Below are 19989 nucleotides of genomic sequence, written 5' to 3' on the forward strand. Positions count from 1 at the left end.
CCATGTGATAAAGCTCCTCCCCCGAGTGCCTCTTAACCTCTGGCTTCAGACCAAGCGCTTTGGCTTCCTTCAGAAGTTCCTCCAGCGCAATAATCTCAACACCAAGCTGCTCAGCCCAGTCGTAGGCGCCCTTCAGTGGAAACTTTGCAAGGTGCTCGCGGTAGATTGCAATGTGCAGTTTGCCGCCCTCGCAAAGTACGCGTAAAGCCTCGCTCAGCACCCGCCGCCATGCCTTGCCTATGTGGTTTAAGCCGAAAAAGATTGTCACACTGTCGAAGGTCTGGGTAAGGCTCAGATCAGAGGCATCCCCCTGAAGCAGTGTTATGTTCTCAAGCTCTGCTCCGTGCTTCTCCCAGAACAGCTTTGCAAAGTCGGCATAGCGGGTAAACTTCTCGCGGTTTGCGCGTATGAACGCCTGACCTTCCGTAAAACCCGGAAAAAGCTCTATCGTAGTACCCGCGATGTATATCCTATCCTCCCCGTAAACTATGGGATTCTCATAGGCGCTGTCAAGGGCGTAGACGTGTGCCCTACTGCTCAGAAGCACTGGCACCCAGCCGAAGCCGCTTGCTATGTCGAGCACCCTCTCCCCTCTCACAGAATCGCAGAACTCCCTGGCAAAAGCAATGTTGGCATCCGGCTCTGCCTCGAGTTCCTCACCACTGAGCATCGCTAGAAAACCAAGTTCAAGCTCTCTGCCCGAGAGCCGCTCCAGCTCCTCAAGCACAGCAAGGGGGATGGCATACCCCTGCCTCCAGAGGTGCACATTCTCTCTGAGCAGCGCAAGCGCCTCATCCTCAATTTCCAGCACCGGCTCAGGTGCAAGGGCAAGGTAAAGCTCCTCCAGAAGTCTCCTGTCATCGCTCAGATAATCTCTCACCTTGGTCAGCGCGGCATCCTCAAGCAGCACATAAAACTCATGCATCAAGGCTACCTCAGCACAGGGGTTGCATCCTGCTCCATCATTGCCTTACCGAGACCGTACCCCAGGCCGTAACCAAGGCGTTCCATGCCTGTGCCGAAGATTTCCCTAAAGAGGGCCTTTTTCTCATAGCTAACCACCTGGGGCTCGCCCTTTATTCCTCCAAGTTCCGCTGCCTTTTTAATCGCCGCCCTCTTTGTTCCAACCTCGTCCACCAGTCCAATTTCCTTGGCTCGCCTTGCGGAGTAAATCCTGCCCTCGGCCACCTCCTTCACATAATCCACACTGAGGTTGCGGTTCCCGGCCACCTCTGCAATAAAAAGCTCATAGAAGTCGTAGATTATGTCCTCGACCATTCTGCGCTCCTCCTCGGTGAGTGGCCGATATCCGGTGGAGAAGTCCTTGTACTCTCCGGCTTTAATTACAGTCATATTTATCCCCAGCTTCTCAAGGAGCCTTGAGTACTCTGGGAACACAGAGATAACGCCTATGCTTCCGGTGATGGTGCCCGGATCAGCGATGATGTAGCTGCTCGCACTTGCAGCATAGTAACCGCCGGAGGTGGCTATCTCTCCAAGCCAGGCCACGACGGGCTTCTTATCCCGCGCCTCCTTAATCGCCTCAGCGATCTCCTCACTTGCAACGACACTCCCACCGGGTGAGTTTATTTCGATGAGTATTGCTTTAACCGAGCTGTCGCTTAGAGCGCGGTCAAGCCGGGATTTAAATTCCTCCGGTGTTGTGGTCTTGCTTGAAAATACGCCTTCTCCAGAGTTCATCGCTATAACGCCATCTATTTTTATAACCGCAACCTTATCCCCCACCATAAAACCATCGCTGGGCTTTGAGATAAGATAAGCACCCAAAAGTGAGACTCCAATCAACGCTGCCGCGACCGCAAGTATTATTATCAGATTCCTCTTCATATTCCTCCTCCAAAGTAAAGTATAAATATCACCTCTGTGAATATCACATCCTAGTTAACCTCAGATGAAATTTAAGATTTTCTGAAGTTACCCGTTTCGCATACGATAGGGTGACGAAGTTATCTGTCTCGCATAGCGAGGGTAACAGATTAATGCCTTTTGGAGGTGAAAATTTGGGAAGAATCAGACAGAAGTACATAAAGCGTACTGCTCTGGACCTTGTGGACAGGTATGGTGATGCGCTCACCGTTGATTTCCAGAAGAACCGCGAGTTCGTTGAGCGCGTGCTCGACCTGCAGGGCAAGATGCTGGCAAACAGAATCGCTGGCTATATTACCCGCATACTGAAGCGGAGACAGCGGGTAAGGGAGTAAGATGTTCCAGGGCTGCTTTACGGCGATAGTCACACCCTTTAAGGGCACCGGTGTTAAGCCTGAGCTGGACCTTGAGGCGTACGCTCGCCTGGTGGAGATGCAGAACGAGGGCGGTGTCTCAGGCATCGTCGCCGTGGGCACCACAGGCGAATCGCCGGTGCTCAGTCACGAGGAGCACAACAGGATTATAGAGGCTACTGTGGAGCATGCCCGCTGCGCAGTGGTCGCCGGCACAGGCTCCAACTGCACCTGGGAGGCGATTGAGCTGAGCAGGCACGCCAGCGACGTGGGCGCCTCTGCAACGCTCCAGGTGTGCCCCTACTACAACAAGCCAAGCCAGGAAGGGCTGTTCCGCCACTTCTCGGCGATAGCGGAGCGGGTGGATATACCCCACATCCTCTACAACATCCCCGGGCGAAGTGCCCGCGAGATAGCGCCCGAGACCATGGCGAGACTCAAGGAGGAGCACTCAAACATCATAGGCGTGAAGGAGGCAAGCGGCAAGCCGGAGGTCTGGCGCAGGATTCGCGAGCTGTGCGGTGAGGATTTTCTTATTCTCTCTGGCAACGACGGTGATACCCTGGCTCTAATGCGGGACCACGCTGCCAGGGGCGTGGTTTCTGTTGCGTCGAACATAATACCTGAGCGCATACAGCGCTTCGTTGAGCTGGGCTTGAGGGGCGACTTCGCTGCCATGGAGAAGGAGCACCTCGCGCTTAATGAGCTGTTTGAGGTGCTCTTCATAGACACAAATCCCATACCCATCAAGGAGGCGATGGCGCTCGCGGGGTTGCCAGCCGGAGGTTTCCGCCTGCCCATGTGCGAGACCTCAGGTGAGAAGCGCCAAAGAATACGCGAGGTAGTTGCCAGGCTGGGCATTATATAGGTGGTGCCCTTGATACGCGTTGCTGTGACCGGTGCTTTGGGAAGGATGGGGAGCGGGATAGTCAGGAGTGTTCTTGCCCAAGAGGATATGGAGCTCGTTGCTGCGATAGAGGCGCCCGGGAAGGAGGAGAAGGGCAGAGATATAGGTGAGCTTCTCGGCGTTGGGAAGTGCTGCGTGGCGCTGAGCACCGCCGACGAGCTGCGCAGTGTTTTACAGGAAGCGAAGGCTGAGGTGCTAATAGACTTCACCACCGCCAAGGCATGTGTGGCAACCGCGAAGCTGGCCGCTCCGCTGGGGGTTAATCTGGTTATAGGCACCACAGGTTTTACTGAGGAGGAAAGGCAGGAGATAGTCCGCGCGGTGGAAGAGAATGGCATCGCCGCGGTGATTTCGCCGAACATGGCCACGGGCGTTAATGTGTTCTTCAAAATTGCAGCACAGATTGCGCGGGTGCTTCGCGACTACGACGTGGAGATTATAGAGATACACCACCGCCACAAGAAGGATGCACCCTCCGGCACCGCACTGCGCGTTGGCGAGCTCATAGCCGAAGCCCAGGGGAAAAAGCTGGAGGAGTGCGCCAGGTATTCAAGAGGTAAAGGCATAGTAGGCGAGCGCAGCCGGGAGGAGATAGGCTTCCATGCGGTGCGCGCAGGGGATATTGTGGGGGAGCACATGGTAATCTTCGCCGGCGAGGGTGAGCGTCTTGAACTGGTGCACCGCGCGCACTCGAGGCAGGCCTTCGTGGAAGGTGCCATCAGGGCTGCGCGTTTTGTTGCCGGCGCAGAGAAGGGAAAGATTTACTCCACATTTGATGTGCTCGGGATCTAGGGCGTGGCAGAAAGGTTACAGTGTTGTGGCCTCACCGCCATTGCTCTTCATCGCCACCATTCGATGCAGTCTCTCCAGGGGGAAGATCTCCACCTTGTCCTCATATATAAGGTAGAGGACACCGTCTGCGATATTGTATCGATGCACATCACGCGTCAGCCTCTCCACCTTTTCTCCTGCCACGTCCAACAGCTCAATTTCAACCTTCATTCAACTGCCTCCTTGTATTAGCATCAACCAAGCGATAGTTCAGCCCTGCCCTTTCAAGCTTTCTGAGCAGCAGACTGAGTTCGTCCTCCACCACAACAGTGAGCACGTGCATGCCGTGAAGTGCCGCCTCCACGCTGGCGTGGGGTGCACCGAAAAAGGCATCACAGTTAACGTCTGCTTTCTCAAGGGCAACCTTCGCCTCCACGCCCAGCGCTGCAACAAATCCGCTGCCCTCAGCAAGCTGCTGAATCATCTCTATGTTCGTCGCCCTGCTTCCACCCTTCTCAACCCGGGGTATCTTTACAACCGTGACCATGCCGGGAGGCGGAGCCACCAGCTCGCGAACCTCAACCACAGCGACATCCTCGCCGCGCTTTGCTGCGCCAAGCGCCTTCCCGCTAGCCTTGCCGCCACGCTTACCTGCATACAGCAGCCCCTGCTCCATCCACAGAAAAACCGCCTCCTCCGCCTCCAGGTCCTCGGCCGCAACTGCGGTGTACACCTTTAAGCCAGAGACCACCTCCTCAAGCAGGAAGCTCGCAACATCCTTAATCTCCCTGGCGCCAGTAAATAGGTACTCGTAGCCCTTGGGAGTGAGCATGTAGCTCCCCTTGCCGCTGCTCTCCACCAGCTTTGCCTTAATCAGCGACCTTACGCATTCGGACACCGCCTGCGCACTTATGCCGAGTTTCTCCGCAATCTCAGCCTGCCTCACGCTGGGCTGCCTTACAGCTATTTCGGCGAGCACAAGGAAGCCCGTGGCAAGGATGCGCATATCAAATCAAGAAAACCTTAGCAAAGACAAAGAAATTAGCCGCCCTCACAGAGCCCCTGTCTACGTAGCCTGCAGAAGTGGCAGGTCATCTTTGTGACCATCTCCATCATGTGGAGGCAGGCTATCTCCTTCTCATCCTCCTCCACGTAGGCCAGAAACTCATGGTGGCAGGAGGGGCAGTCGCGAATAAAGCGCGGATAGCTGGTGCCGAACTTCACGCCGCAGGAGGCACACTGGTACTCCCTCCCAGGCTCCATCCAGAAACCCTTTCTATAGTGAGGAGGCATTTACAGCAGAACCCCATATTTTATAGCCCTCACCAATTTATAACATCTAAATTATTAATAGAAATTTTATAAATTAAAGTTGTGAGACGCGTTTCTAATAAGATATGCCAATACTTCTTCTGGGATATGTATGCAAACTCATCAATCCTCCCTCCCGAGCCCCTTAAACCTTTCGCTGCTGTTAACGGTAGACAAATTATACGGTGCAGATTACGCTAATACTGCTGAAAGAAAGATGGTTTGCAATTTTAGGTCTGCAATGCAACAACTGTATTCTTCGTTAAGGTAGATGTTGATATTAACATGGCTGCAAAAGAAGAATTGATAGAAATCCCAAAGAAAGAGTATGAGGCGATGAAAGAAACACTGGAGATTCTTTCAGACGTAAAAACAGCTGTAAGGATACTGAAATCTATTGAGCAGGCGGAGGCGGGGAAGACTATTTCTGAGAAAGAATTTGTTCAGAAATTCGCTCTATAATTTTTCTAATATCCTTCTCGTAAACCCTCGATCTGAGGTCCACATCGATGAGGAATACCTTTCTTATATCCTTTTTAGGCAAATATATGACTCTGTACTTACCTACATGCATCCTATGACAACCTTTGAAAGGTCCTGTAAGTGTTCTGTGTCTGAATGGATCTTTCTTCAATTCCAAGATTTTCTTATAAACTCTTTTTTGATTTGCGCGATCTAATTTTTCAAATTGCTTAACAAATAATTTTGTAAATTCTAGGTTGTACTCTGCCTGCATTTTCCTTCTGCACCCCTATTGGTTGCTGTCTGGTACAAAACGGTGTATCTTACATCTTATGGTACATTCTTGTTCCTATAAACTTTTCTAATATAGGATAGTGCTGTGAGAACCCACAATTCCTCATCACCCTCTCTTCTTTGAATTGCGAAGTTTTTATCAGGAAAGCTTGCATTGCAAATCAAGAAAACTTTAGGAAATGCTTAAATATAATGCCGAAACAACCCGTATGCAAAGAATATGCGAGGTTTACGCTTATGAGCAAGCTTGATGAAATAATCGGGAAAATTGAGCCTCTGGACGAGGAGGCCATGAGACTGGCGAAGGAGAGGCAGGACAACCTCACCAAGCCTCAGGGCAGTCTGGGTATTCTCGAAGAGCTGAGCATAAAGCTCGCCGGCATACAGCGCACTCCAAGGCCAAAGATTAAAAGCAAGGTGATATTCACCCTTGCCGGCGACCACGGCGTGGTTGAGGAAGGGGTGAGTGCCTACCCCCAGGAAGTTACGCCTCAGATGGTGTACAACTTTCTGCGCGGAGGTGCGGCGATAAATGTGCTTGCACGCCACGCCGGTGCACGCGTAGTTGTTGCTGACATGGGGGTAGCGGCTGACATAGAGGCAAAGGAAGGGCTGGTAAAGAAGAAGATCGCCTACGGCACCCGCAACATTGCGCGCGGGCCGGCCATGACCCGGGAGCAGGCAATTGCGGCGATAGAAGCAGGGGTGGAGGTTTTTGAGGAAGAGCTGAAGCGAGGTGTGGATATCGCCGGCCTGGGTGACATGGGCATAGGCAACACCACACCAAGCTCTGCAATATGTGCGGCGATTACAAAGCGTGCCGTCGAGGAGGTCACCGGCAGGGGTACAGGTATAGATGATGAAGCCTGGAAGCACAAGGTGGCGGTGATTAAACGCGCCCTTGAGGTCAACCGCCCTGACCCGGGCGATGCATTAGATGTTCTCGCAAAGCTGGGTGGGTATGAAATCGCTGGTCTGGCAGGTGTTGCCCTTGCAGCGGCTGCGAACCGCGTTGCCGTGGTAATTGACGGCTTCATCGCCACAGCGGGTGCGCTCATCGCGGGAGAGATTGCTCCTCCTGCCAGGGATTACATGATAGCCTCTCACCTCTCGCAGGAGATCGGTCACAGGGCCATGCTGGAACACCTTTCTCTAAAGCCGCTGCTCAGCCTCAATCTTCGTCTCGGCGAGGGCACGGGCGCAGCGCTGGGAATGTGTCTAGTTGAAGCTGGGGTGAAAATCCTAAACGAGATGGCAACCTTCGCCGAGGCAGGAGTGAGTGAGAAGATAGAGTGAAGTTTTATATATCCACCGCGGGAAGATACACGTGGTGGGAGAATGAAGGAGAGGGCAATCCTCGCCATGCACCTGCTGGCGGCGCTGGCAGTTATAGGTGGAGTTTACCGTGCTGTTACTGAGGTGGAGGACGCTCTGGCTGCGCTCTACATGATTCAGTACCTGCTGTGGGCGATTCTCTTCGAAATTGTTGCTCTCAACCTCAGGCAAACCCGCAAGTTTTAATGCTCCCGTTAAGTTTTTCCACAGCACAGGATGAAGCTGCTCCGCGAGCTGAAAGACAGCGATGCCTATGAGATAGCCGAGAAAGCCCTTGCAGGCGAGGAGCTTTCCAGGCGAGAGGGTTATGCGCTTATAGAGAGCGAAGACCTCTTCCTTTTGGGCACCCTCGCTGATGAGCTTCGCCGCCGCCAGGTGGGCGATACTGTAACCTTTGTGGTCAACCGCCAGATAAACTACACCAACGCCTGCGTGAGCGCGTGCAATTTCTGCGCCTTCTACCGCACACCAGAGAGCGGCGAGGCCTATACTCTCAGCGTCGAGGAGGTACTGGAGAAGGCTGAGCAGGCTGCCCGCGAAGGTGCTACTGAGCTCCATATAGTGGGGTCGCACAACCCTGAGATACCCTTTGAGTACTATGAAACCCTGCTGCGTGAGCTGAGGAAGCGCTTCCCCCGGCTTCACCTCAAGGCATTTACAGCTACTGAAATTGCCTTCTTCTCTAAGAATTTCGGGCTAAGCGTGCGCGAGGTGCTCTCAAGATTAAAGGAGGCAGGCTTGCAGAGCATGCCCGGCGGCGGGGCGGAGATACTAAGCGAAGAGTTGAGGGAAAAGCTCTGCCCCAAAAAGGCCTCCGCAGAGGAGTGGCTTGAGGTTATGCGTACAGCGCATGAGCTGGGGATAAGGAGCAATGCAACAATGCTCTTCGGGCACGTTGAAAGTCTGCGCCAGCGCGTTGACCACATGCTCAGGCTGCGGGAGCTTCAGAAGACTACGGGAGGGTTTATGTCCTTTATTCCCCTGGTTTACCACCCCGAGAACACAGCACTGAAGCGCGCTCATCCAGAGCTGATGCGCACCTCGGCAATAGACGTGTTGCGCACCATCGCCATCGCTCGAGTGCTCCTCGGCGATAGCCTTCGCAACATCCGCGCCTACTGGGTGATGCTGGGCAAGAAGCTGGCACAGGTGTCGCTGCACTACGGCGCGAATGATTTAGACGGCACCGTCGTGGAGGAGCGCGTGGCCCATGCCGCAGGAGCAAAGACGGCGCAGCTAGCCACGAAGGAGGAGCTTATTGCGCTGATACGCGAGGCGAAACGCATACCGGCACAGCGCTCCACAGACTACGAGATAATCAAGAGGTGGGGTTAATTGCGCCTTGGAGAAACATACTTCAAGAACACAGACTTCATATACCACGCGATTCGCAGAGGTTGCGTGGACTGCAGAGGGATGGAGCTTTTGAGGGCTCATCCGCCTGAGCTTGGCAGGCTTTTACTTCGGGGTGAGGTGGATGCCGCACCAACGTCGTCGATAGTTTATGCCCTCCATCCCGGAAAATTTTTTATCCTCGACGGCTTCTCCATAAGCGCGCCTTCCTGCACAGGCAGCATCCTGGTGTTTTCCCGGGAGGCGGATAGCCTTGAGGAACTCGAGGGCGGGAGGATAGCCACCACAAGTACAAGCGCCAGCTCCGTGGCGCTGCTTGAAATCCTGCTCAGGGAGCGCAGAATAGATGCCAGGCTCATAAAAAATCAGAGCCCTAGCTTGGAGGAGATGCTTAGCAGCGCGGATGCGGCACTTCTCATAGGGGACAATGCACTGGTGGAGGGCTATTCCAGGCCAGAGCTTGTAATCGCTGACCTGGGTGAGGAGTGGCACACCCTGACGCGCCTGCCAATGGTCTATGCGCTGTGGCTTGTGAGGGCGGGTGTTGCACAGCGTGAAGTGGAAAAGCTGAAGCTTACGCTCAGTGAAGCAAGGAGCTACGCTTATGAGCACTTTTCAGAGCTCGCGGCAAGGCTTGCCGACCAGCTGGGCATCCCTGCAGAGGCAATGGAGGAGCACCTCCACCGACTTGACTACACGCTGGGTGAGGATAATCTTCGCGGGCTTCGCAGGTTCTTTGAGCTCGCCTCAAGGCACGGGATAATCCCCTCGCCGCCGGAGATAAGGCTTGTAGGGGGAGAGAGATGAGGCTTTTAGAGGGTGCAGATAGCAGGGTTGTGGCCACGCTGGAGAAAGCCCTTGCTGGAGAAAGGCTCAGCCTGAAGGAGGTTGCCCTGCTCCTTGAGTCCAGGGAGGTGAAGCTTCTAAGCCTGGCCGCCGATGAGCTTCGCCGCCGTCAGGTGGGCGACCTGGTAACCTTCGTAATAGACACCAACATAAACTACACCAACGCCTGCATTAGCGGGTGCAGGTTCTGCGCCTTCTACCGCGCGCCCGGGAGCAGCGAGGCCTATACGCTGAGCGTCGAGGAGATTCTCGAAAGGATAGCCCGTGCCGTAAGACTTGGCGCCACTCAGGTGCTGCTCCAGGGTGGACTCAATCCAGAGCTGGGCATAGAGTACTATGAGGAGGTGCTGCAGAGCGTGAGGGAGCGCTTCCCGCAGGTGCAGCGCCACTTCTTCTCTCCCAGCGAGGTGGTGCACATCTCGCGGGTGGCGAACATTGGCATACGCGAAGTGCTCTCGAGGTTAAAGGAGGCAGGCTTGGAGAGCATGCCCGGCGGCGGGGCGGAGATACTCAGCGACCGCATTCGCCGCGAGGTGAGTCCGAATAAGATTTCCTGGAGGGAGTGGCGCGAGGTGATGCTGGCTGCGCATGAGCTCGGCATTCCCACGACGGCTACCATGGTTTTTGGTCTGGGGGAGAGCAGTGAAGACCGCGCGAGACACCTGCTGCGCCTGAGGGAGATGCAGGAGACCACGCACGGCTTTACCGCCTTCATACCCTGGAGCTTTAAGCCTGGGAATACAACGCTTGCCAGGAAGCAGCGCATTTATGAGGCAGGCGGCATCGAGTACCTCACCGTCGTGGCAGTGGCAAGGCTGGTGCTGGGAGAGAGCTTCAAGAATATACAGGCGTCCTGGCTGACGCAGGGGGAACGAATGGCACAGCTTGCACTCTGCTCTGGAGCCAACGACTTCGGGGGTACGATGATCGAGGAGAATGTTGTGAAGGCCACGGGCTATGAGACGCGCTACCTGCCGCCGGAGCGGATAGTCACGCTGATAAAGCAGATTTCGCGTCCGGCAGCGCAGAGGGACACGCTCTACAACATTTTGAGGATGTTTTAGGGGAAGGTTTCTGTTGAAAGAGAAAGATACTCACAACCTTTGAGGTGTATAAAAGAGGGAGGTAAAACTTGGGAAGAATACAAAAATAGTATTAGAGGTTCGAGACAAAACGCCGAACCTAACTCGACTTTTTCTTCCTCCTTCTGGGCTTCGCCCTCTTCTTCTCCTGCTTCTCCTCAGCCTTCTCCTCGGACTTCTTCTCCTCCGGCTTCTTAAAAATCTCCTGGAACTCCACCTCTTCGATGCCTTCCAGGTACTCAAAAATCTCCTTCGCCACCAGGTGCTTGCCAATAATGGCATCGTTCCGCAGCTTCACAGCATCGCTCAGCGTTATAATCGCCCTGCCGTCCTCGCAGCGAATCTCGTGCTCATTCGGGTCAGCGTAGGGGAAGTGCCTCTCAAGCAGCAGGCGAATCCTCTCCTCCAGCTTATTTATCTTCTCCTCCACATTCACCTCGTACACCAGCGTCTTTCCTGCAAGCTCAGAGTTGAAGTCCACAAGCACGCGCCCGCCCGAAACACTCTGCACTCTGCCCACCTTTCCCTCTGCCTCTATACGCATTCCAGGGTAGGGCTTAAGTCCCTGCTTCTTAAACTCGCGCAGCGGCACAACCTTAATCTTACTGGGGTCACGCAAACCAAAGCCCTTTTCAGGCGGAACCTCCACAATCCGCTTTTCTCCGACCTCCATCCCGATGAGAGCCTCATCCAGACCGGGGACAACGTGCCCCGCACCTATAACAATGGCCTGAGCCTTAAACCTCACCCTGGGGTCGTAGATACCGTGCTCCTTTGCAACCTCTTCCACAGTGGTATCAAACACCTCGCCATCTTTTATTCTGCCCGTATAGCTTATCTTTACAAAATCACCCTTTTCCAGAACCATCTCACTACTCTCCTTTCCTCAGATACATACCTCTATCCCGCAGGTTTTCCACAAAAACTTTGTGCATAGCCACTCTGCCTATAGCCAGTGCCTCACCGCGCAGATTGAGTATAATGCAGAGGTCACCTTTATCGATTTTACCCTGCTCAACTACCGACTCTATAAACACATCCCTCCCATATAAAACTAACTGTTCCCCCTTTTCATTCACCTTCACAAACTTCTCAGCGCGACTGGATATCAAATAGGCACCTTCCAGACCAAGCTTAAACTCCCTTCGCTTAATCTCCCCTATCTCCAGCCCTGCGCTGTAGGGCTCGCGCTTCATCCTTCGCAGGGTTTCAAGCACCCGGCGAGAGGCAACACTCACCACCTGCCTGCCATTCTTTGCAACCAGAAGCTCCCTGTTCCTGAGCACCTCTTCCAGACTCGCCCCGTACCTCTCCACACCACGCCTTATGAGCCTCTCCTCACCCCTACCCGCGCGCGCTATCTTCATTAAGTGCCTCCTTCCTGGCCTTTTCATAGACAATAGCGCTGTTGCCCGTGGGGTCTGAGATTATCAGTGTTGCCTTTCTCTTACCTGCCTTAATCTCGGCGATCCTCCTCAAAAGCTCCTCAGCCCGCCTCTTGGCTGCTTCGCTCTCCGCCCACCTCTGCGCAGTGCGTACCGCCTCCTCCATTCGCATGAGCACCCCCTCCACATTCGACACGAAGCCCTGTGCCTCGCTTCCTGGCGTCACCTCTATACCCAGCTCAGGCACAGCCATGGTTGCGCTGCTTGAGCGAATCACGCGAATGTACATGTCCTCTGCACTCTCTATGGGAAGAGTATACCTGGCCGGCTCGCGTTCTTCGAGCACCATGACGTCCGTATGACGGTAGCCACAGCTGGCGCACAGAAGGACACTCTCCATAACCTCCCCAAAGTATGGTATCTCAAACTGAAAGAACTCCAGGGTTGCGGTATTGCGCTTACACCCCGGACACCGGGTGGAGGTCTTTACATTACCTTGCAACCCTCTTCCTCACCCGTTCCATGGCTTCTTCGAAGTCTGTTGCCTTTGACTCACTGCCCCTCTCAATCTTCATGTAGGGCGGGGTTAGTATGAGCAGATACTCACTCAAGCCAGCTATATCTCCTCCCATGCTGGACACAATCTCCTTCACCTCATCCACCGCATGCTTCAGCTCATTCATACTCCTCTCTGCAAGCGGCTTAATGTCCAGTATAACCACATTGCCACTGCTCAGCTCCCTTGCCGAGATATCCACATCAGAGAAGCCCTTGAGCTTGCACACCCTCACTGACCTTCCTGCACCCATCCTCTCCTCCGGCACACCCTCCTGAATCTCAAGCTCAACATAATCCTCAAGGTTAGTATAAGTTCTTGATGGACTCCCCTGAAATTTTGTGAAAATGTCTTTCAGTCCCATACTATTCCTCCTTAAGGATTATTATAAAAGGGGGATATATAAGGGTTTCGAGGCCAGCCGCCAAGCCGGGCGAAGAGCTTCACCTTTACCATTTCATCCGCAGGCTTCGCAAATAGTATATATCGCATCCGGACAATGTTCTCCTATGCTATCCCTGTTTGAGGATTTAAATCTCTGGCTTATCCAGACATCGTCGGATACGGGAATCTCACTGGAGATATTCATCATCCTTCTCTCTGCGAACATAGTTATACTGATTACCTCTATGATATTTGTTTTCAGGAGAATCAGGGAAAAAAGGGCGCATGAAACAGAGAAGGCAGACGCTCTGTCAGATGCAGATGCAAACAGTTAATGACACACTTTATATACTCCCTGCACCATTCCATCACTCATGGGTGCGATGAGTACCTTTCCTGTCGCATGGCGGCTGGTGTTCACAAGGCAGGCGCTGCTCCTGCCTGCGCTGCTCTACGCCCTCCTCTCCCTGCCCCAGCTGCTACTTCAGCTCTTCTACTCCGGCTCAAGCGCCGGCATAGTGGTTGCTAGCACCATCTACTCCCTGCTTATCTGGCTGATTTCCCCCTTTTTCATTGGCGGTCTCCTCGCAACAGCTGCAGAGGCTCTCAGGGGCGAGGTAACCCTGAGCAGCTTCCTCAGGAGTGCAAAGAAGAGCTACATCTACCTTCTGCTGGCAAATGTCATATACATGGGAGCTGTCATTGTGGGCGTGGTTGTGCTCCTATTCCTCGGGGTCATCCTCGGCATCTCTGCAAATGCGCTTTTCTCTCCAAACTTCGCCCTTGCATTTGCTGTGATTTTTATACTTATGTGCGCCCTCCTTCTTGCGGTAGTTCTTGTAATGCTTAATTTTTACGATGTGGGCATCGCCATAGATGGGCTCGACCCGATAAAGACCTTTAAAAATAGCTTCAGCTTTGTCAGGTCCAATCCCCTCTCTGTACTCGGCTTTCTGGCCCTCTCCAGTTTTACCATCCTCCTGCTCTACCTGCCTCTCATATCGCTATTCATCTATCACATGCTCAGTAGCCTGCCCACCATGAGCATTGCAGAGCTTGAGGCAGGCACATTTCCACAGCCGGGCTTTGGGCTTGGAGTTGTTATAATATTTCTGCTCATCGCCACAAATACGTTAATAACCTGCTTCATGTACACCTACAGGGCAGTTTTCTACGTGGACATATCCAGGGAGGTAAGCTCTGATGTTCAGCCTTAGATGTATTGAGTGCGGACAGGCTTATGACCGCAGAGAGGTCATATACCAGTGTCCCCGCTGTTCGGGGTTGCTTGAGGTTATATTCGACCTCAGCGAGATTTCAATCAGCAGGGCAGAGCTTGAAGGGCGTGCCTTTAACCTGTGGCGCTACCGCGAGCTTATGCCCGTTGAGAAGGGGTCCAGGATAATCAGCCTCAACGAAGGCGGGACACCCCTATACAGAGCAGATGCTCTGGCTGAGGAGATTGGCGTCAGGGAGCTGTACATAAAGAATGAGGGAGCCAATCCAACAGGCTCTTTTAAGGACCGCGGAATGACCGTTGGCGTTACCAAGGCGCTGGAGTTAGGTGCAAAGGCGGTGGGCTGCGCTTCCACTGGCAACACCTCCGCCGCCCTCGCAGCCTACGCAGCAAAGGCGGGGATTCGCTGCCTTGTGCTCCTTCCCGCCGGCAAAATCGCCATAGGAAAGCTCGCCCAGGCGATACTGCACGGTGCCCTGGTGGTGGGAATAAAGGCGAACTTCGACGTGGCTCTCAAGCTTGTGCGCGAGATTTGCGCTAAGCACAACATCTACCTGCTCAACTCCATAAACCCGTGGCGCCTGGAGGGGCAGAAGAGTGAGGCCTTTGAAATCGCCGATCAGCTGGGCTTTGAGGCGCCGGACCGCGTCGTCGTACCAGTGGGAAACTGCGGCAACATCTCGGCGATATGGAAGGGCTTCAGGGAGTTTCACGAGCTCGGAGTTATAGACGACCTGCCCGTGATGACAGGCGTTCAAGCAGCTGGGGCTTCGCCGGTGGTTGAGGCATTCAGGCAGGGCAAGAGTACTGTTACCCCAGAGCCCAACCCAGAAACCGTGGCGACGGCAATAAGAATAGGCGCACCTGTGAATGCCCCCAAGGCGCTCCGCGCCCTTCGGGAGAGCAGGGGTATTGCAGAGAGGGTTACCGATGAGGAGATAATTGCAGCTCAGAAGCTGCTCGCGCGCAGACTTGGGGTTGGCGTGGAGCCGGCGAGTGCTGCCAGCGTTGCCGGGCTCAAGAAGCTGGTGGAGGCGGGGGAGATAGATGCGGATGAGCGCATAGTGTGTGTAACCACGGGGCATGCCCTCAAAGACCCCGAAATAATCTTCAATCGTTACGAGAAGCCCATTGAGATAGAGCCGAGTATAGAAGCGCTGGAGAAGGTTATCAAAGGGTGAAGCAATGAAGTACCTCGTGGTAATAGGCGACGGAATGGCGGATTATCCGCTGGAAGAGCTGGGCGGAAAAACCCCCCTGGAATACGCAGATACGCCGAACATGGACCACATCGCCGAGAAGGGCGTTGCAGGAATGCTGCGCACCATTCCGCCTGGCATGGAGGCGGGCTCTGATATAGCCAACCTGAGCATCCTCGGCTACGACCCGCGTGCGGTTTACACCGGGCGGGGGCCCCTGGAGGCTGCAAGCATGGGCGTAGAGCTGAGGGATAGCGAGGTCGCCTTCCGGTGCAACCTTATCTTCGTTGAGAACGGCAAGATTATTGATTTCACTGCAGGGCATATCAGCAGCAAAGAGGCAGAGGCGCTGCTCAGGGCGCTTAACGAGGCTGAGATTGCACCCTTCGGAAGGTTCTACCCGGGCGTCAGCTACCGCAACCTCTTTATCTGCCCCTTTGGCGAGGGACTGAAGTCCACGCCTCCCCACGACATAGTGGGCAGGAGTGTGAAGGAGTACCTGCTGAAGCCAGAAGATGGCGCTGCCAAGCTAAACGAGCTGATGCTCAGCTCCACTGAAGTGCTGGAAAAGCATGAGGTGAACCTGCGAAGGCTGGAGCAGGGCAAGAGGCCTGCGAATATGGTCTGGCTCTGGGGCCAGGGACCAAGGCCAAAGCTCGAGCCCTTCTCTGAGAAGTACGGAATAAGGGGTGCGGCGATATCTGCGGTTGACCTGATTCGCGGCATAGCGGGCATCGCAGGCATGCGAGTGCCCAGTGTGCCGGGTGCCACGGGCTACTACGACACCGATTACGCTGCAAAGGCGAGGTATGCCCTTAAGGCTCTTGAGAGCGCTGAGTACTGCTACATCCACGTGGAGGCGCCCGACGAGGCGGGGCATGAGGGCAGCGCAGAGATGAAGGTCAGGACGATAGAGGACCTGGATAAGAAGCTCCTCGGCAGACTGCTCGACAGCCTGGACGAGGAGATTGCAATAGCTGTCCTTCCCGACCACCCCACGCCGGTAAGGGTAAAAACCCACACCTCAGAGCCTGTGCCCTTTGCAATCCTCTCCCCGGGAAGACGCAGCGATGATGTGAGCAGCTTCTCAGAGATTGCATGCAAAGAGGGCAGCCTTGGCCTGGTTGAGGGTACGAACTTCAACCGCCTGCTGCTGGGCTGATTTTTGCAACAGGTATGCAATGGTTAAAAAACCTGCAAATTATACGAGCGATAGATATTTAACTCCGGAAAAAATAAAATTACAGGAAGATGAAAATGAGCGAAGAAGTGAAGGACGAGGAGATAAACCTGAAGAATGGGGAAGATGTAACCAAATACCTCCTGACCAAGGTTCGTGAGCTTGAGCGCGAGTGCGTCCAGCTCAAGAGCGAGAACAGCCGGATAAAGAGTGGCTATACCCAGCGCCTGCGCTGGTTAGAGGACAGAAAGCGCATTCTGGAGAGCGAGCGCATCCAGATGGAGCGCGAGATTCGCAGACTGAGGAGCGAACTCGAGAGACTGCGCTCAATGCCACTGCTTATAGGCACCATAGTTGATGTGCTCGAGAATGGAAAGCTGGTTGTTAAGAGCACTTCAGGCCCAACTTTTCTTGTCAACACTTCTCAATTTATAGATAAGCGGAAGCTTGTGCCCAGCGCGAGGGTGGCGATGAACCAGCAGAGCCTGGCTGTGGTCGATATTCTCCCAGTGGAAAAGGACCCCGCAGTACTTGCGATGGAGATTGTGGAGAAGCCCAGTGAAAGCTACTCCGACATAGGCGGGCTTGAGAAGCAGCTCCATGAGGTAAGGGAGACGGTGGAGCTTCCGCTGCTTAAGCCAGAGGCTTTCAAAAAGGTGGGGATAGACCCACCAAAGGGCGTGCTCCTCTATGGGCCACCCGGCACGGGCAAGACGCTCGTTGCCAAGGCTGTGGCAAGGGAGACAAATTCGGTGTTCATAAAGCTCATAGGTTCAGAGCTTGTGCGCAAGTACATTGGCGAGGGCGCTCGCCTGGTCAGGGAACTTTTCCAGCTGGCTGAGGAAAAGGCGCCCAGTATAGTTTTCATCGACGAGATAGATGCAATTGCAGCAAGGCGCACCGACTCGCTGACGAGCGGCGACCGTGAGGTCCAGCGCACCCTGATGCAGCTCCTCGCAGAGATGGACGGCTTCGATGCCCGCGGAGATGTGCGCATACTTGCGGCGACGAATCGCCCGGATATCCTGGACCCAGCGATTCTCCGTCCGGGTAGATTCGACAGACTGATAGAGATCCCGCTCCCTGACGAGAGGGGCAGAGCACAGATATTTGCAATTCACACCCGCAAGATGAACCTGAGCAGCGACATACGTATGGAGGAGCTGGCGGCGCTCACTGAGGGCGCTTCCGGTGCTGACATAAAGGCTGTGTGCACAGAGGCAGGGATGTTCGCTATACGTGACGCCCGCGAGGAAGTAACCTTCCTGGACTTCCAGCGTGCTATCAACAAGGTGCTGGGCAAGATAGAGGAGGTCACAGGCAGCCTGGGTTCTGACGAGGCCATGTTTGTGTGAGCCTCGTGTCACAAAATTTTGTCTTTTGCAATTTTATTTTTATGCGTTTTAAAGCATATTAGAGAAGGAATTATAAGCAGCAACAATTACAATATTATCAAGTGGCAGTTCGCAAGGGTGGAGTCCCATGAAGAGAAGTTTCCAGAATGTTAGCGGAGAAGAAACTTTAAAAGCGTGCTTTAAAGTAACAAAAACCGCATTGGCTATGCTCAGAGCTTCAATCAAAAACCAGAACCCTGAGTACAGCGAGAAAGAGGTGGAAGAGAAGCTGATAAAAATAATAAGAATGCAGAAGGAAAGAAAGGACAGATTTGCGAGGAAGCTCTATGCTGGAAGAGCTTAGGTTTATCGCGAAGCTTTTGGATAGGGAAGGTCTGAGGTACATGATAGGAGGAGGTATAGCCACAAGCTACTGGGGACATCCCCGCTCCACAACAGATATTGATATGGTTGTTGCTGATTTTTATGAATCTGAGAGAGAGGCTCTGCGGAGGGTGGAAAGAGAATTGAAGAAGGAGGGCTGGGAGATAAGGGCAGATGTGGGACGGTCTTTAATAGCAGAGAAGGGCGCTTTAAGACTTGACTTCTGGAATGTTAAATCACTTTACGATAGGGAGAGATTTGAAAGGAGAATCAGGGTTAAAATAGAAGATTTTCAAATCTGGATAACTTCTCCTGAGGATTTAATCCTCCAAAAACTATTGTGGTTCCGTGGCAAAGATATTGAAGACATCAGAGGTATAATCACAAGACAGAAAAATCTCGATTGGGACTATATCAAAAAATGGGCCAAAAAACTTGAGGTGGAAGACAAATTGGAAAGTGTGCTTAAAAGTTAGTTGGGAGTTTCGTTTAATTCCAATCTTACCCTTGTTGTCCTTCTTATTTTAAAGAATGAAAGTAACTGTAATCTCCGGCTTTCTCGGCGCCGGCAAGACAACGATGATAAGAAGAATCATATCAAACGCAGACTCAAGCTTGGCAGTGATAGTCAACGAGTTCGGCGATGTGGGTATAGACAGAGAGCTGGTTTCGAGTTCTGGCAAGCTGGAGGTGGCTGAACTTGCCAGCGGGTGCGTGTGCTGCACACTACGCGCAGAACTTAGCGAGACCCTAACCGAGCTTAAGGAGAGATTTTCACCCGAGAGGGTGCTCCTAGAGCCTTCAGGCGTTTCTATGACCTCGAGCATCGTAGAAGCGCTGCAGGAGCCACACCTTGAAGGCATCGCTGAACTTGAGGGCGTAATAAGCGTGATCGACGCCAGCGCTTTCTCAGAGCTTTATCCCCTGGAGAGCTTTCAGCGCCTCTACCGCGACGCAATCGCCAACGCTTCGGCAGTGGTGATAAACAAGATGGACATAGCCAGCGAGGAGGATGTGCGCAGGGTAGAGCGCACAGTAAAGGAGATAAATCCCTCTGGCGTAGTGCTGCGCTCCTCCTTCGGTGAGGTGGAGCTCCCTAAGAAGCTTCCTGGCGTTGAGGTCAGGGTGAGCGACGGCGTCCACCTGCTCTTCGACTCCTTCTCAGCTAAGCCAAAAGCGATGAGCACCCGCAGAACTGAAGAGCTTTTTGATAGGCTGAAGCGGGGAGAGTTTGGAAGGGTGATAAGGGCGAAGGGCATCTTCAGGGCAGGGGGCAAAAGCTGGTACTACGACCTATCGTCGGGGAGGGTTAGCAGAGAAAGACTTGCCTCTAATGCAGAGCCAAGCTTCGTGGCTATAGGGAGCGGGCTCCGCAAGGATGCACTAAAGAAGGTTCTGGAGGCATAACATGACAAGGGCAGAGGTTGACCCGGGCTCCTGCGGATTTATAACACGGATAAGCGTTGAGAGGCACGGAAACAGGGTTGAGATACGCATAAGCTCGGGGTGCGAGAAGGTTAAGCTCTTCGCAGAGGCGATAGAGAGCCTGGACTGGACGCGAGAGGTTCTCGTTGCGATGTGCGACTCGGCAATCTACAGCGCTGCCACGCGGGAGAGGCTGCACCCCGGCTGTCCTGTGCCTGCGGCGGTTATCCGCGCCGTGGAGATTGAGACAGGTGCAGCTACGCCCAGAGCGGTGAGGATTGAGTTTGAGAGGGATTGAGCACAA

Annotated in this window: 28 protein-coding genes; 18 read left to right on the plus strand and 10 right to left on the minus strand. The window is 53.8% G+C overall.

Annotated features, from left to right (window positions below; all coding sequences use genetic code 11):
• Positions 1-925 (minus strand): class I SAM-dependent methyltransferase (locus ACXJJW_RS03355; protein ID WP_456474315.1); only part of this gene is annotated, 925 nt, incomplete at its 3' end.
• A gap of 5 nt (positions 926-930) precedes the next feature.
• Entirely contained in the window at positions 931-1848 is a 918-nt protein-coding gene (sppA, locus tag ACXJJW_RS03360) for a signal peptide peptidase SppA (protein WP_456474316.1), read from the minus strand.
• A gap of 173 nt (positions 1849-2021) precedes the next feature.
• Between sppA and ACXJJW_RS03365 the strand changes: the two genes are divergently transcribed.
• The 3 genes from ACXJJW_RS03365 to dapB are packed head-to-tail and all read left to right on the plus strand — an operon-like array spanning position 2022 to position 3939.
• The gene (locus ACXJJW_RS03365; protein ID WP_456474317.1) at positions 2022-2222 is read left to right on the plus strand and encodes a 30S ribosomal protein S17e; all 201 of its coding nucleotides are present in this window, start codon (positions 2022-2024) and stop codon (positions 2220-2222) included.
• Between the two features lies 1 nt (position 2223).
• Positions 2224-3108 (plus strand): 4-hydroxy-tetrahydrodipicolinate synthase, encoded by an 885-nt coding sequence (gene dapA / locus ACXJJW_RS03370; RefSeq protein ID WP_456474318.1) that lies wholly within the window; start codon positions 2224-2226, stop codon positions 3106-3108.
• Positions 3109-3117: 9 nt separating this feature from the next.
• Complete coding sequence (gene dapB / locus ACXJJW_RS03375) at positions 3118-3939, plus strand: 4-hydroxy-tetrahydrodipicolinate reductase (RefSeq protein ID WP_456474363.1); 822 nt, start codon at positions 3118-3120, stop codon at positions 3937-3939.
• A 15-nt stretch (positions 3940-3954) separates the two neighbouring features.
• Here dapB and ACXJJW_RS03380 read toward each other — a convergent pair whose 3' ends face one another.
• The 3 genes from ACXJJW_RS03380 to ACXJJW_RS03390 are packed head-to-tail and all read right to left on the minus strand — an operon-like array spanning position 3955 to position 5181.
• Positions 3955-4149, minus strand: coding sequence for a hypothetical protein (locus tag ACXJJW_RS03380; RefSeq protein WP_456474319.1), 195 nt, complete (start codon positions 4147-4149; stop codon positions 3955-3957).
• Positions 4139-4924 carry a DUF7839 domain-containing protein gene (locus ACXJJW_RS03385; RefSeq protein WP_456474320.1) on the minus strand — a complete coding sequence of 262 codons (786 nt, stop codon included), beginning with the start codon at positions 4922-4924 and terminating at the stop codon, positions 4139-4141. Before ACXJJW_RS03385 ends, ACXJJW_RS03380 begins: the two co-directional genes overlap by 11 nt.
• A gap of 35 nt (positions 4925-4959) precedes the next feature.
• Positions 4960-5181, minus strand: coding sequence for a hypothetical protein (locus ACXJJW_RS03390; protein WP_456474321.1), 222 nt, complete (start codon positions 5179-5181; stop codon positions 4960-4962).
• A gap of 333 nt (positions 5182-5514) precedes the next feature.
• Between ACXJJW_RS03390 and ACXJJW_RS03395 the strand changes: the two genes are divergently transcribed.
• Entirely contained in the window at positions 5515-5691 is a 177-nt protein-coding gene (locus ACXJJW_RS03395; RefSeq protein WP_456474322.1) for a type II toxin-antitoxin system Phd/YefM family antitoxin, read from the plus strand.
• Here ACXJJW_RS03395 and ACXJJW_RS03400 read toward each other — a convergent pair.
• Positions 5651-5965, minus strand: coding sequence for a type II toxin-antitoxin system RelE family toxin (locus ACXJJW_RS03400; RefSeq protein WP_456474323.1), 315 nt, complete (start codon positions 5963-5965; stop codon positions 5651-5653). The genes ACXJJW_RS03395 and ACXJJW_RS03400 overlap by 41 nt on opposite strands.
• Before the next feature lie 257 nt (positions 5966-6222).
• On the opposite strand from ACXJJW_RS03400, the gene cobT reads away from it, so the two are divergent.
• Genes cobT through mqnC form a run of 5 tightly spaced genes read left to right on the plus strand, consistent with a single transcriptional unit; the run spans position 6223 to position 10583 of the window.
• Positions 6223-7281: a nicotinate-nucleotide--dimethylbenzimidazole phosphoribosyltransferase gene (gene cobT / locus ACXJJW_RS03405; protein ID WP_456474324.1), complete on the plus strand. Its 1059-nt coding sequence runs from the start codon at positions 6223-6225 to the stop codon at positions 7279-7281.
• Between the two features lie 42 nt (positions 7282-7323).
• Complete coding sequence (locus ACXJJW_RS03410) at positions 7324-7506, plus strand: hypothetical protein (protein WP_456474325.1); 183 nt, start codon at positions 7324-7326, stop codon at positions 7504-7506.
• Between the two features lie 30 nt (positions 7507-7536).
• Positions 7537-8655 (plus strand): aminofutalosine synthase MqnE, encoded by a 1119-nt coding sequence (mqnE, locus tag ACXJJW_RS03415; RefSeq protein WP_456474326.1) that lies wholly within the window; start codon positions 7537-7539, stop codon positions 8653-8655.
• Positions 8656-9480, plus strand: coding sequence for a menaquinone biosynthetic enzyme MqnA/MqnD family protein (locus ACXJJW_RS03420; protein ID WP_456474327.1), 825 nt, complete (start codon positions 8656-8658; stop codon positions 9478-9480).
• On the plus strand, positions 9477-10583 hold the full coding sequence (gene mqnC / locus ACXJJW_RS03425; RefSeq protein WP_456474328.1) for a cyclic dehypoxanthinyl futalosine synthase: 1107 nt from the start codon (positions 9477-9479) through the stop codon (positions 10581-10583). The genes ACXJJW_RS03420 and mqnC overlap by 4 nt, the downstream gene beginning before the upstream one ends.
• Before the next feature lie 118 nt (positions 10584-10701).
• Here the strand turns inward: mqnC and ACXJJW_RS03430 are convergent, their stop codons facing one another.
• Genes ACXJJW_RS03430 through ACXJJW_RS03445 form a run of 4 tightly spaced genes read right to left on the minus strand, consistent with a single transcriptional unit; the run spans position 10702 to position 12906 of the window.
• Positions 10702-11469, minus strand: a complete 768-nt coding sequence (locus ACXJJW_RS03430) for a peptidylprolyl isomerase (RefSeq protein WP_456474329.1) — start codon at positions 11467-11469, stop codon at positions 10702-10704.
• 4 nt (positions 11470-11473) lie between these two features.
• A complete protein-coding gene (locus ACXJJW_RS03435) occupies positions 11474-11968 on the minus strand; it encodes an NIP7 pre-PUA domain-containing protein (RefSeq protein WP_456474330.1) in 495 nt (164 codons plus the stop codon).
• Positions 11946-12488 carry a ZPR1 zinc finger domain-containing protein gene (locus ACXJJW_RS03440; protein ID WP_456474331.1) on the minus strand — a complete coding sequence of 181 codons (543 nt, stop codon included), beginning with the start codon at positions 12486-12488 and terminating at the stop codon, positions 11946-11948. Before ACXJJW_RS03440 ends, ACXJJW_RS03435 begins: the two co-directional genes overlap by 23 nt.
• A complete protein-coding gene (locus ACXJJW_RS03445; RefSeq protein WP_456474332.1) occupies positions 12478-12906 on the minus strand; it encodes a cell division protein SepF in 429 nt (142 codons plus the stop codon). The genes ACXJJW_RS03440 and ACXJJW_RS03445 overlap by 11 nt, the downstream gene beginning before the upstream one ends.
• Positions 12907-13051: 145 nt before the next feature.
• On the opposite strand from ACXJJW_RS03445, the gene ACXJJW_RS03450 reads away from it, so the two are divergent.
• The 9 genes from ACXJJW_RS03450 to ACXJJW_RS03490 all read left to right on the plus strand — a co-directional run bounded on the left by ACXJJW_RS03450 (position 13052) and on the right by ACXJJW_RS03490 (position 19983).
• Positions 13052-13261, plus strand: coding sequence for a hypothetical protein (locus ACXJJW_RS03450; RefSeq protein ID WP_456474333.1), 210 nt, complete (start codon positions 13052-13054; stop codon positions 13259-13261).
• A 39-nt stretch (positions 13262-13300) separates the two neighbouring features.
• Positions 13301-14143 (plus strand): DUF7847 domain-containing protein, encoded by an 843-nt coding sequence (locus tag ACXJJW_RS03455; protein WP_456474334.1) that lies wholly within the window; start codon positions 13301-13303, stop codon positions 14141-14143.
• A complete protein-coding gene (gene thrC, locus ACXJJW_RS03460) occupies positions 14130-15344 on the plus strand; it encodes a threonine synthase (protein ID WP_456474335.1) in 1215 nt (404 codons plus the stop codon). The genes ACXJJW_RS03455 and thrC overlap by 14 nt, the downstream gene beginning before the upstream one ends.
• 4 nt (positions 15345-15348) lie before the next feature.
• On the plus strand, positions 15349-16524 hold the full coding sequence (locus tag ACXJJW_RS03465) for a cofactor-independent phosphoglycerate mutase (protein WP_456474336.1): 1176 nt from the start codon (positions 15349-15351) through the stop codon (positions 16522-16524).
• Between the two features lie 95 nt (positions 16525-16619).
• Positions 16620-17897: a proteasome-activating nucleotidase gene (locus tag ACXJJW_RS03470; protein ID WP_456474364.1), complete on the plus strand. Its 1278-nt coding sequence runs from the start codon at positions 16620-16622 to the stop codon at positions 17895-17897.
• 127 nt (positions 17898-18024) lie between these two features.
• Positions 18025-18240 (plus strand): hypothetical protein, encoded by a 216-nt coding sequence (locus ACXJJW_RS03475; RefSeq protein WP_456474337.1) that lies wholly within the window; start codon positions 18025-18027, stop codon positions 18238-18240.
• Positions 18224-18736 (plus strand): nucleotidyltransferase, encoded by a 513-nt coding sequence (locus ACXJJW_RS03480; protein WP_456474338.1) that lies wholly within the window; start codon positions 18224-18226, stop codon positions 18734-18736. The genes ACXJJW_RS03475 and ACXJJW_RS03480 overlap by 17 nt, the downstream gene beginning before the upstream one ends.
• Before the next feature lie 55 nt (positions 18737-18791).
• A complete protein-coding gene (locus tag ACXJJW_RS03485) occupies positions 18792-19667 on the plus strand; it encodes a CobW family GTP-binding protein (protein ID WP_456474339.1) in 876 nt (291 codons plus the stop codon).
• Position 19668: 1 nt separating this feature from the next.
• Complete coding sequence (locus ACXJJW_RS03490) at positions 19669-19983, plus strand: DUF6951 family protein (RefSeq protein ID WP_456474340.1); 315 nt, start codon at positions 19669-19671, stop codon at positions 19981-19983.
• Positions 19984-19989 lie beyond the last annotated feature (6 nt).

It is taken from the genome of Candidatus Pyrohabitans sp., assembly GCF_054014795.1.

What these genes read in the sequence shown, in the direction of transcription:
- dapA (WP_456474318.1), top strand. Translation starts at nt 2,224, where the DNA reads ATGTTCCAGGGCTGCTTTACGGCGATAGTCACACCCTTTAAGGGCACC.
- ACXJJW_RS03455 (WP_456474334.1), top strand. Translation starts at nt 13,301, where the DNA reads ATGGGTGCGATGAGTACCTTTCCTGTCGCATGGCGGCTGGTGTTCACA.
- ACXJJW_RS03445 (WP_456474332.1), bottom strand. Translation starts at nt 12,906, where the DNA reads ATGGGACTGAAAGACATTTTCACAAAATTTCAGGGGAGTCCATCAAGA.
- ACXJJW_RS03480 (WP_456474338.1), top strand. Translation starts at nt 18,224, where the DNA reads ATGCTGGAAGAGCTTAGGTTTATCGCGAAGCTTTTGGATAGGGAAGGT.
- cobT (WP_456474324.1), top strand. Translation starts at nt 6,223, where the DNA reads ATGAGCAAGCTTGATGAAATAATCGGGAAAATTGAGCCTCTGGACGAG.
- ACXJJW_RS03380 (WP_456474319.1), bottom strand. Translation starts at nt 4,149, where the DNA reads ATGAAGGTTGAAATTGAGCTGTTGGACGTGGCAGGAGAAAAGGTGGAG.
- ACXJJW_RS03430 (WP_456474329.1), bottom strand. Translation starts at nt 11,469, where the DNA reads ATGGTTCTGGAAAAGGGTGATTTTGTAAAGATAAGCTATACGGGCAGA.
- ACXJJW_RS03450 (WP_456474333.1), top strand. Translation starts at nt 13,052, where the DNA reads ATGCTATCCCTGTTTGAGGATTTAAATCTCTGGCTTATCCAGACATCG.
- ACXJJW_RS03385 (WP_456474320.1), bottom strand. Translation starts at nt 4,924, where the DNA reads ATGCGCATCCTTGCCACGGGCTTCCTTGTGCTCGCCGAAATAGCTGTA.
- ACXJJW_RS03485 (WP_456474339.1), top strand. Translation starts at nt 18,792, where the DNA reads ATGAAAGTAACTGTAATCTCCGGCTTTCTCGGCGCCGGCAAGACAACG.
- sppA (WP_456474316.1), bottom strand. Translation starts at nt 1,848, where the DNA reads ATGAAGAGGAATCTGATAATAATACTTGCGGTCGCGGCAGCGTTGATT.
- mqnE (WP_456474326.1), top strand. Translation starts at nt 7,537, where the DNA reads ATGAAGCTGCTCCGCGAGCTGAAAGACAGCGATGCCTATGAGATAGCC.
- ACXJJW_RS03475 (WP_456474337.1), top strand. Translation starts at nt 18,025, where the DNA reads ATGAAGAGAAGTTTCCAGAATGTTAGCGGAGAAGAAACTTTAAAAGCG.
- ACXJJW_RS03395 (WP_456474322.1), top strand. Translation starts at nt 5,515, where the DNA reads ATGGCTGCAAAAGAAGAATTGATAGAAATCCCAAAGAAAGAGTATGAG.
- mqnC (WP_456474328.1), top strand. Translation starts at nt 9,477, where the DNA reads ATGAGGCTTTTAGAGGGTGCAGATAGCAGGGTTGTGGCCACGCTGGAG.
- ACXJJW_RS03390 (WP_456474321.1), bottom strand. Translation starts at nt 5,181, where the DNA reads ATGGAGCCTGGGAGGGAGTACCAGTGTGCCTCCTGCGGCGTGAAGTTC.
- ACXJJW_RS03465 (WP_456474336.1), top strand. Translation starts at nt 15,349, where the DNA reads ATGAAGTACCTCGTGGTAATAGGCGACGGAATGGCGGATTATCCGCTG.
- ACXJJW_RS03470 (WP_456474364.1), top strand. Translation starts at nt 16,620, where the DNA reads ATGAGCGAAGAAGTGAAGGACGAGGAGATAAACCTGAAGAATGGGGAA.
- ACXJJW_RS03435 (WP_456474330.1), bottom strand. Translation starts at nt 11,968, where the DNA reads ATGAAGATAGCGCGCGCGGGTAGGGGTGAGGAGAGGCTCATAAGGCGT.
- ACXJJW_RS03490 (WP_456474340.1), top strand. Translation starts at nt 19,669, where the DNA reads ATGACAAGGGCAGAGGTTGACCCGGGCTCCTGCGGATTTATAACACGG.
- thrC (WP_456474335.1), top strand. Translation starts at nt 14,130, where the DNA reads ATGTTCAGCCTTAGATGTATTGAGTGCGGACAGGCTTATGACCGCAGA.
- ACXJJW_RS03410 (WP_456474325.1), top strand. Translation starts at nt 7,324, where the DNA reads ATGAAGGAGAGGGCAATCCTCGCCATGCACCTGCTGGCGGCGCTGGCA.
- ACXJJW_RS03400 (WP_456474323.1), bottom strand. Translation starts at nt 5,965, where the DNA reads ATGCAGGCAGAGTACAACCTAGAATTTACAAAATTATTTGTTAAGCAA.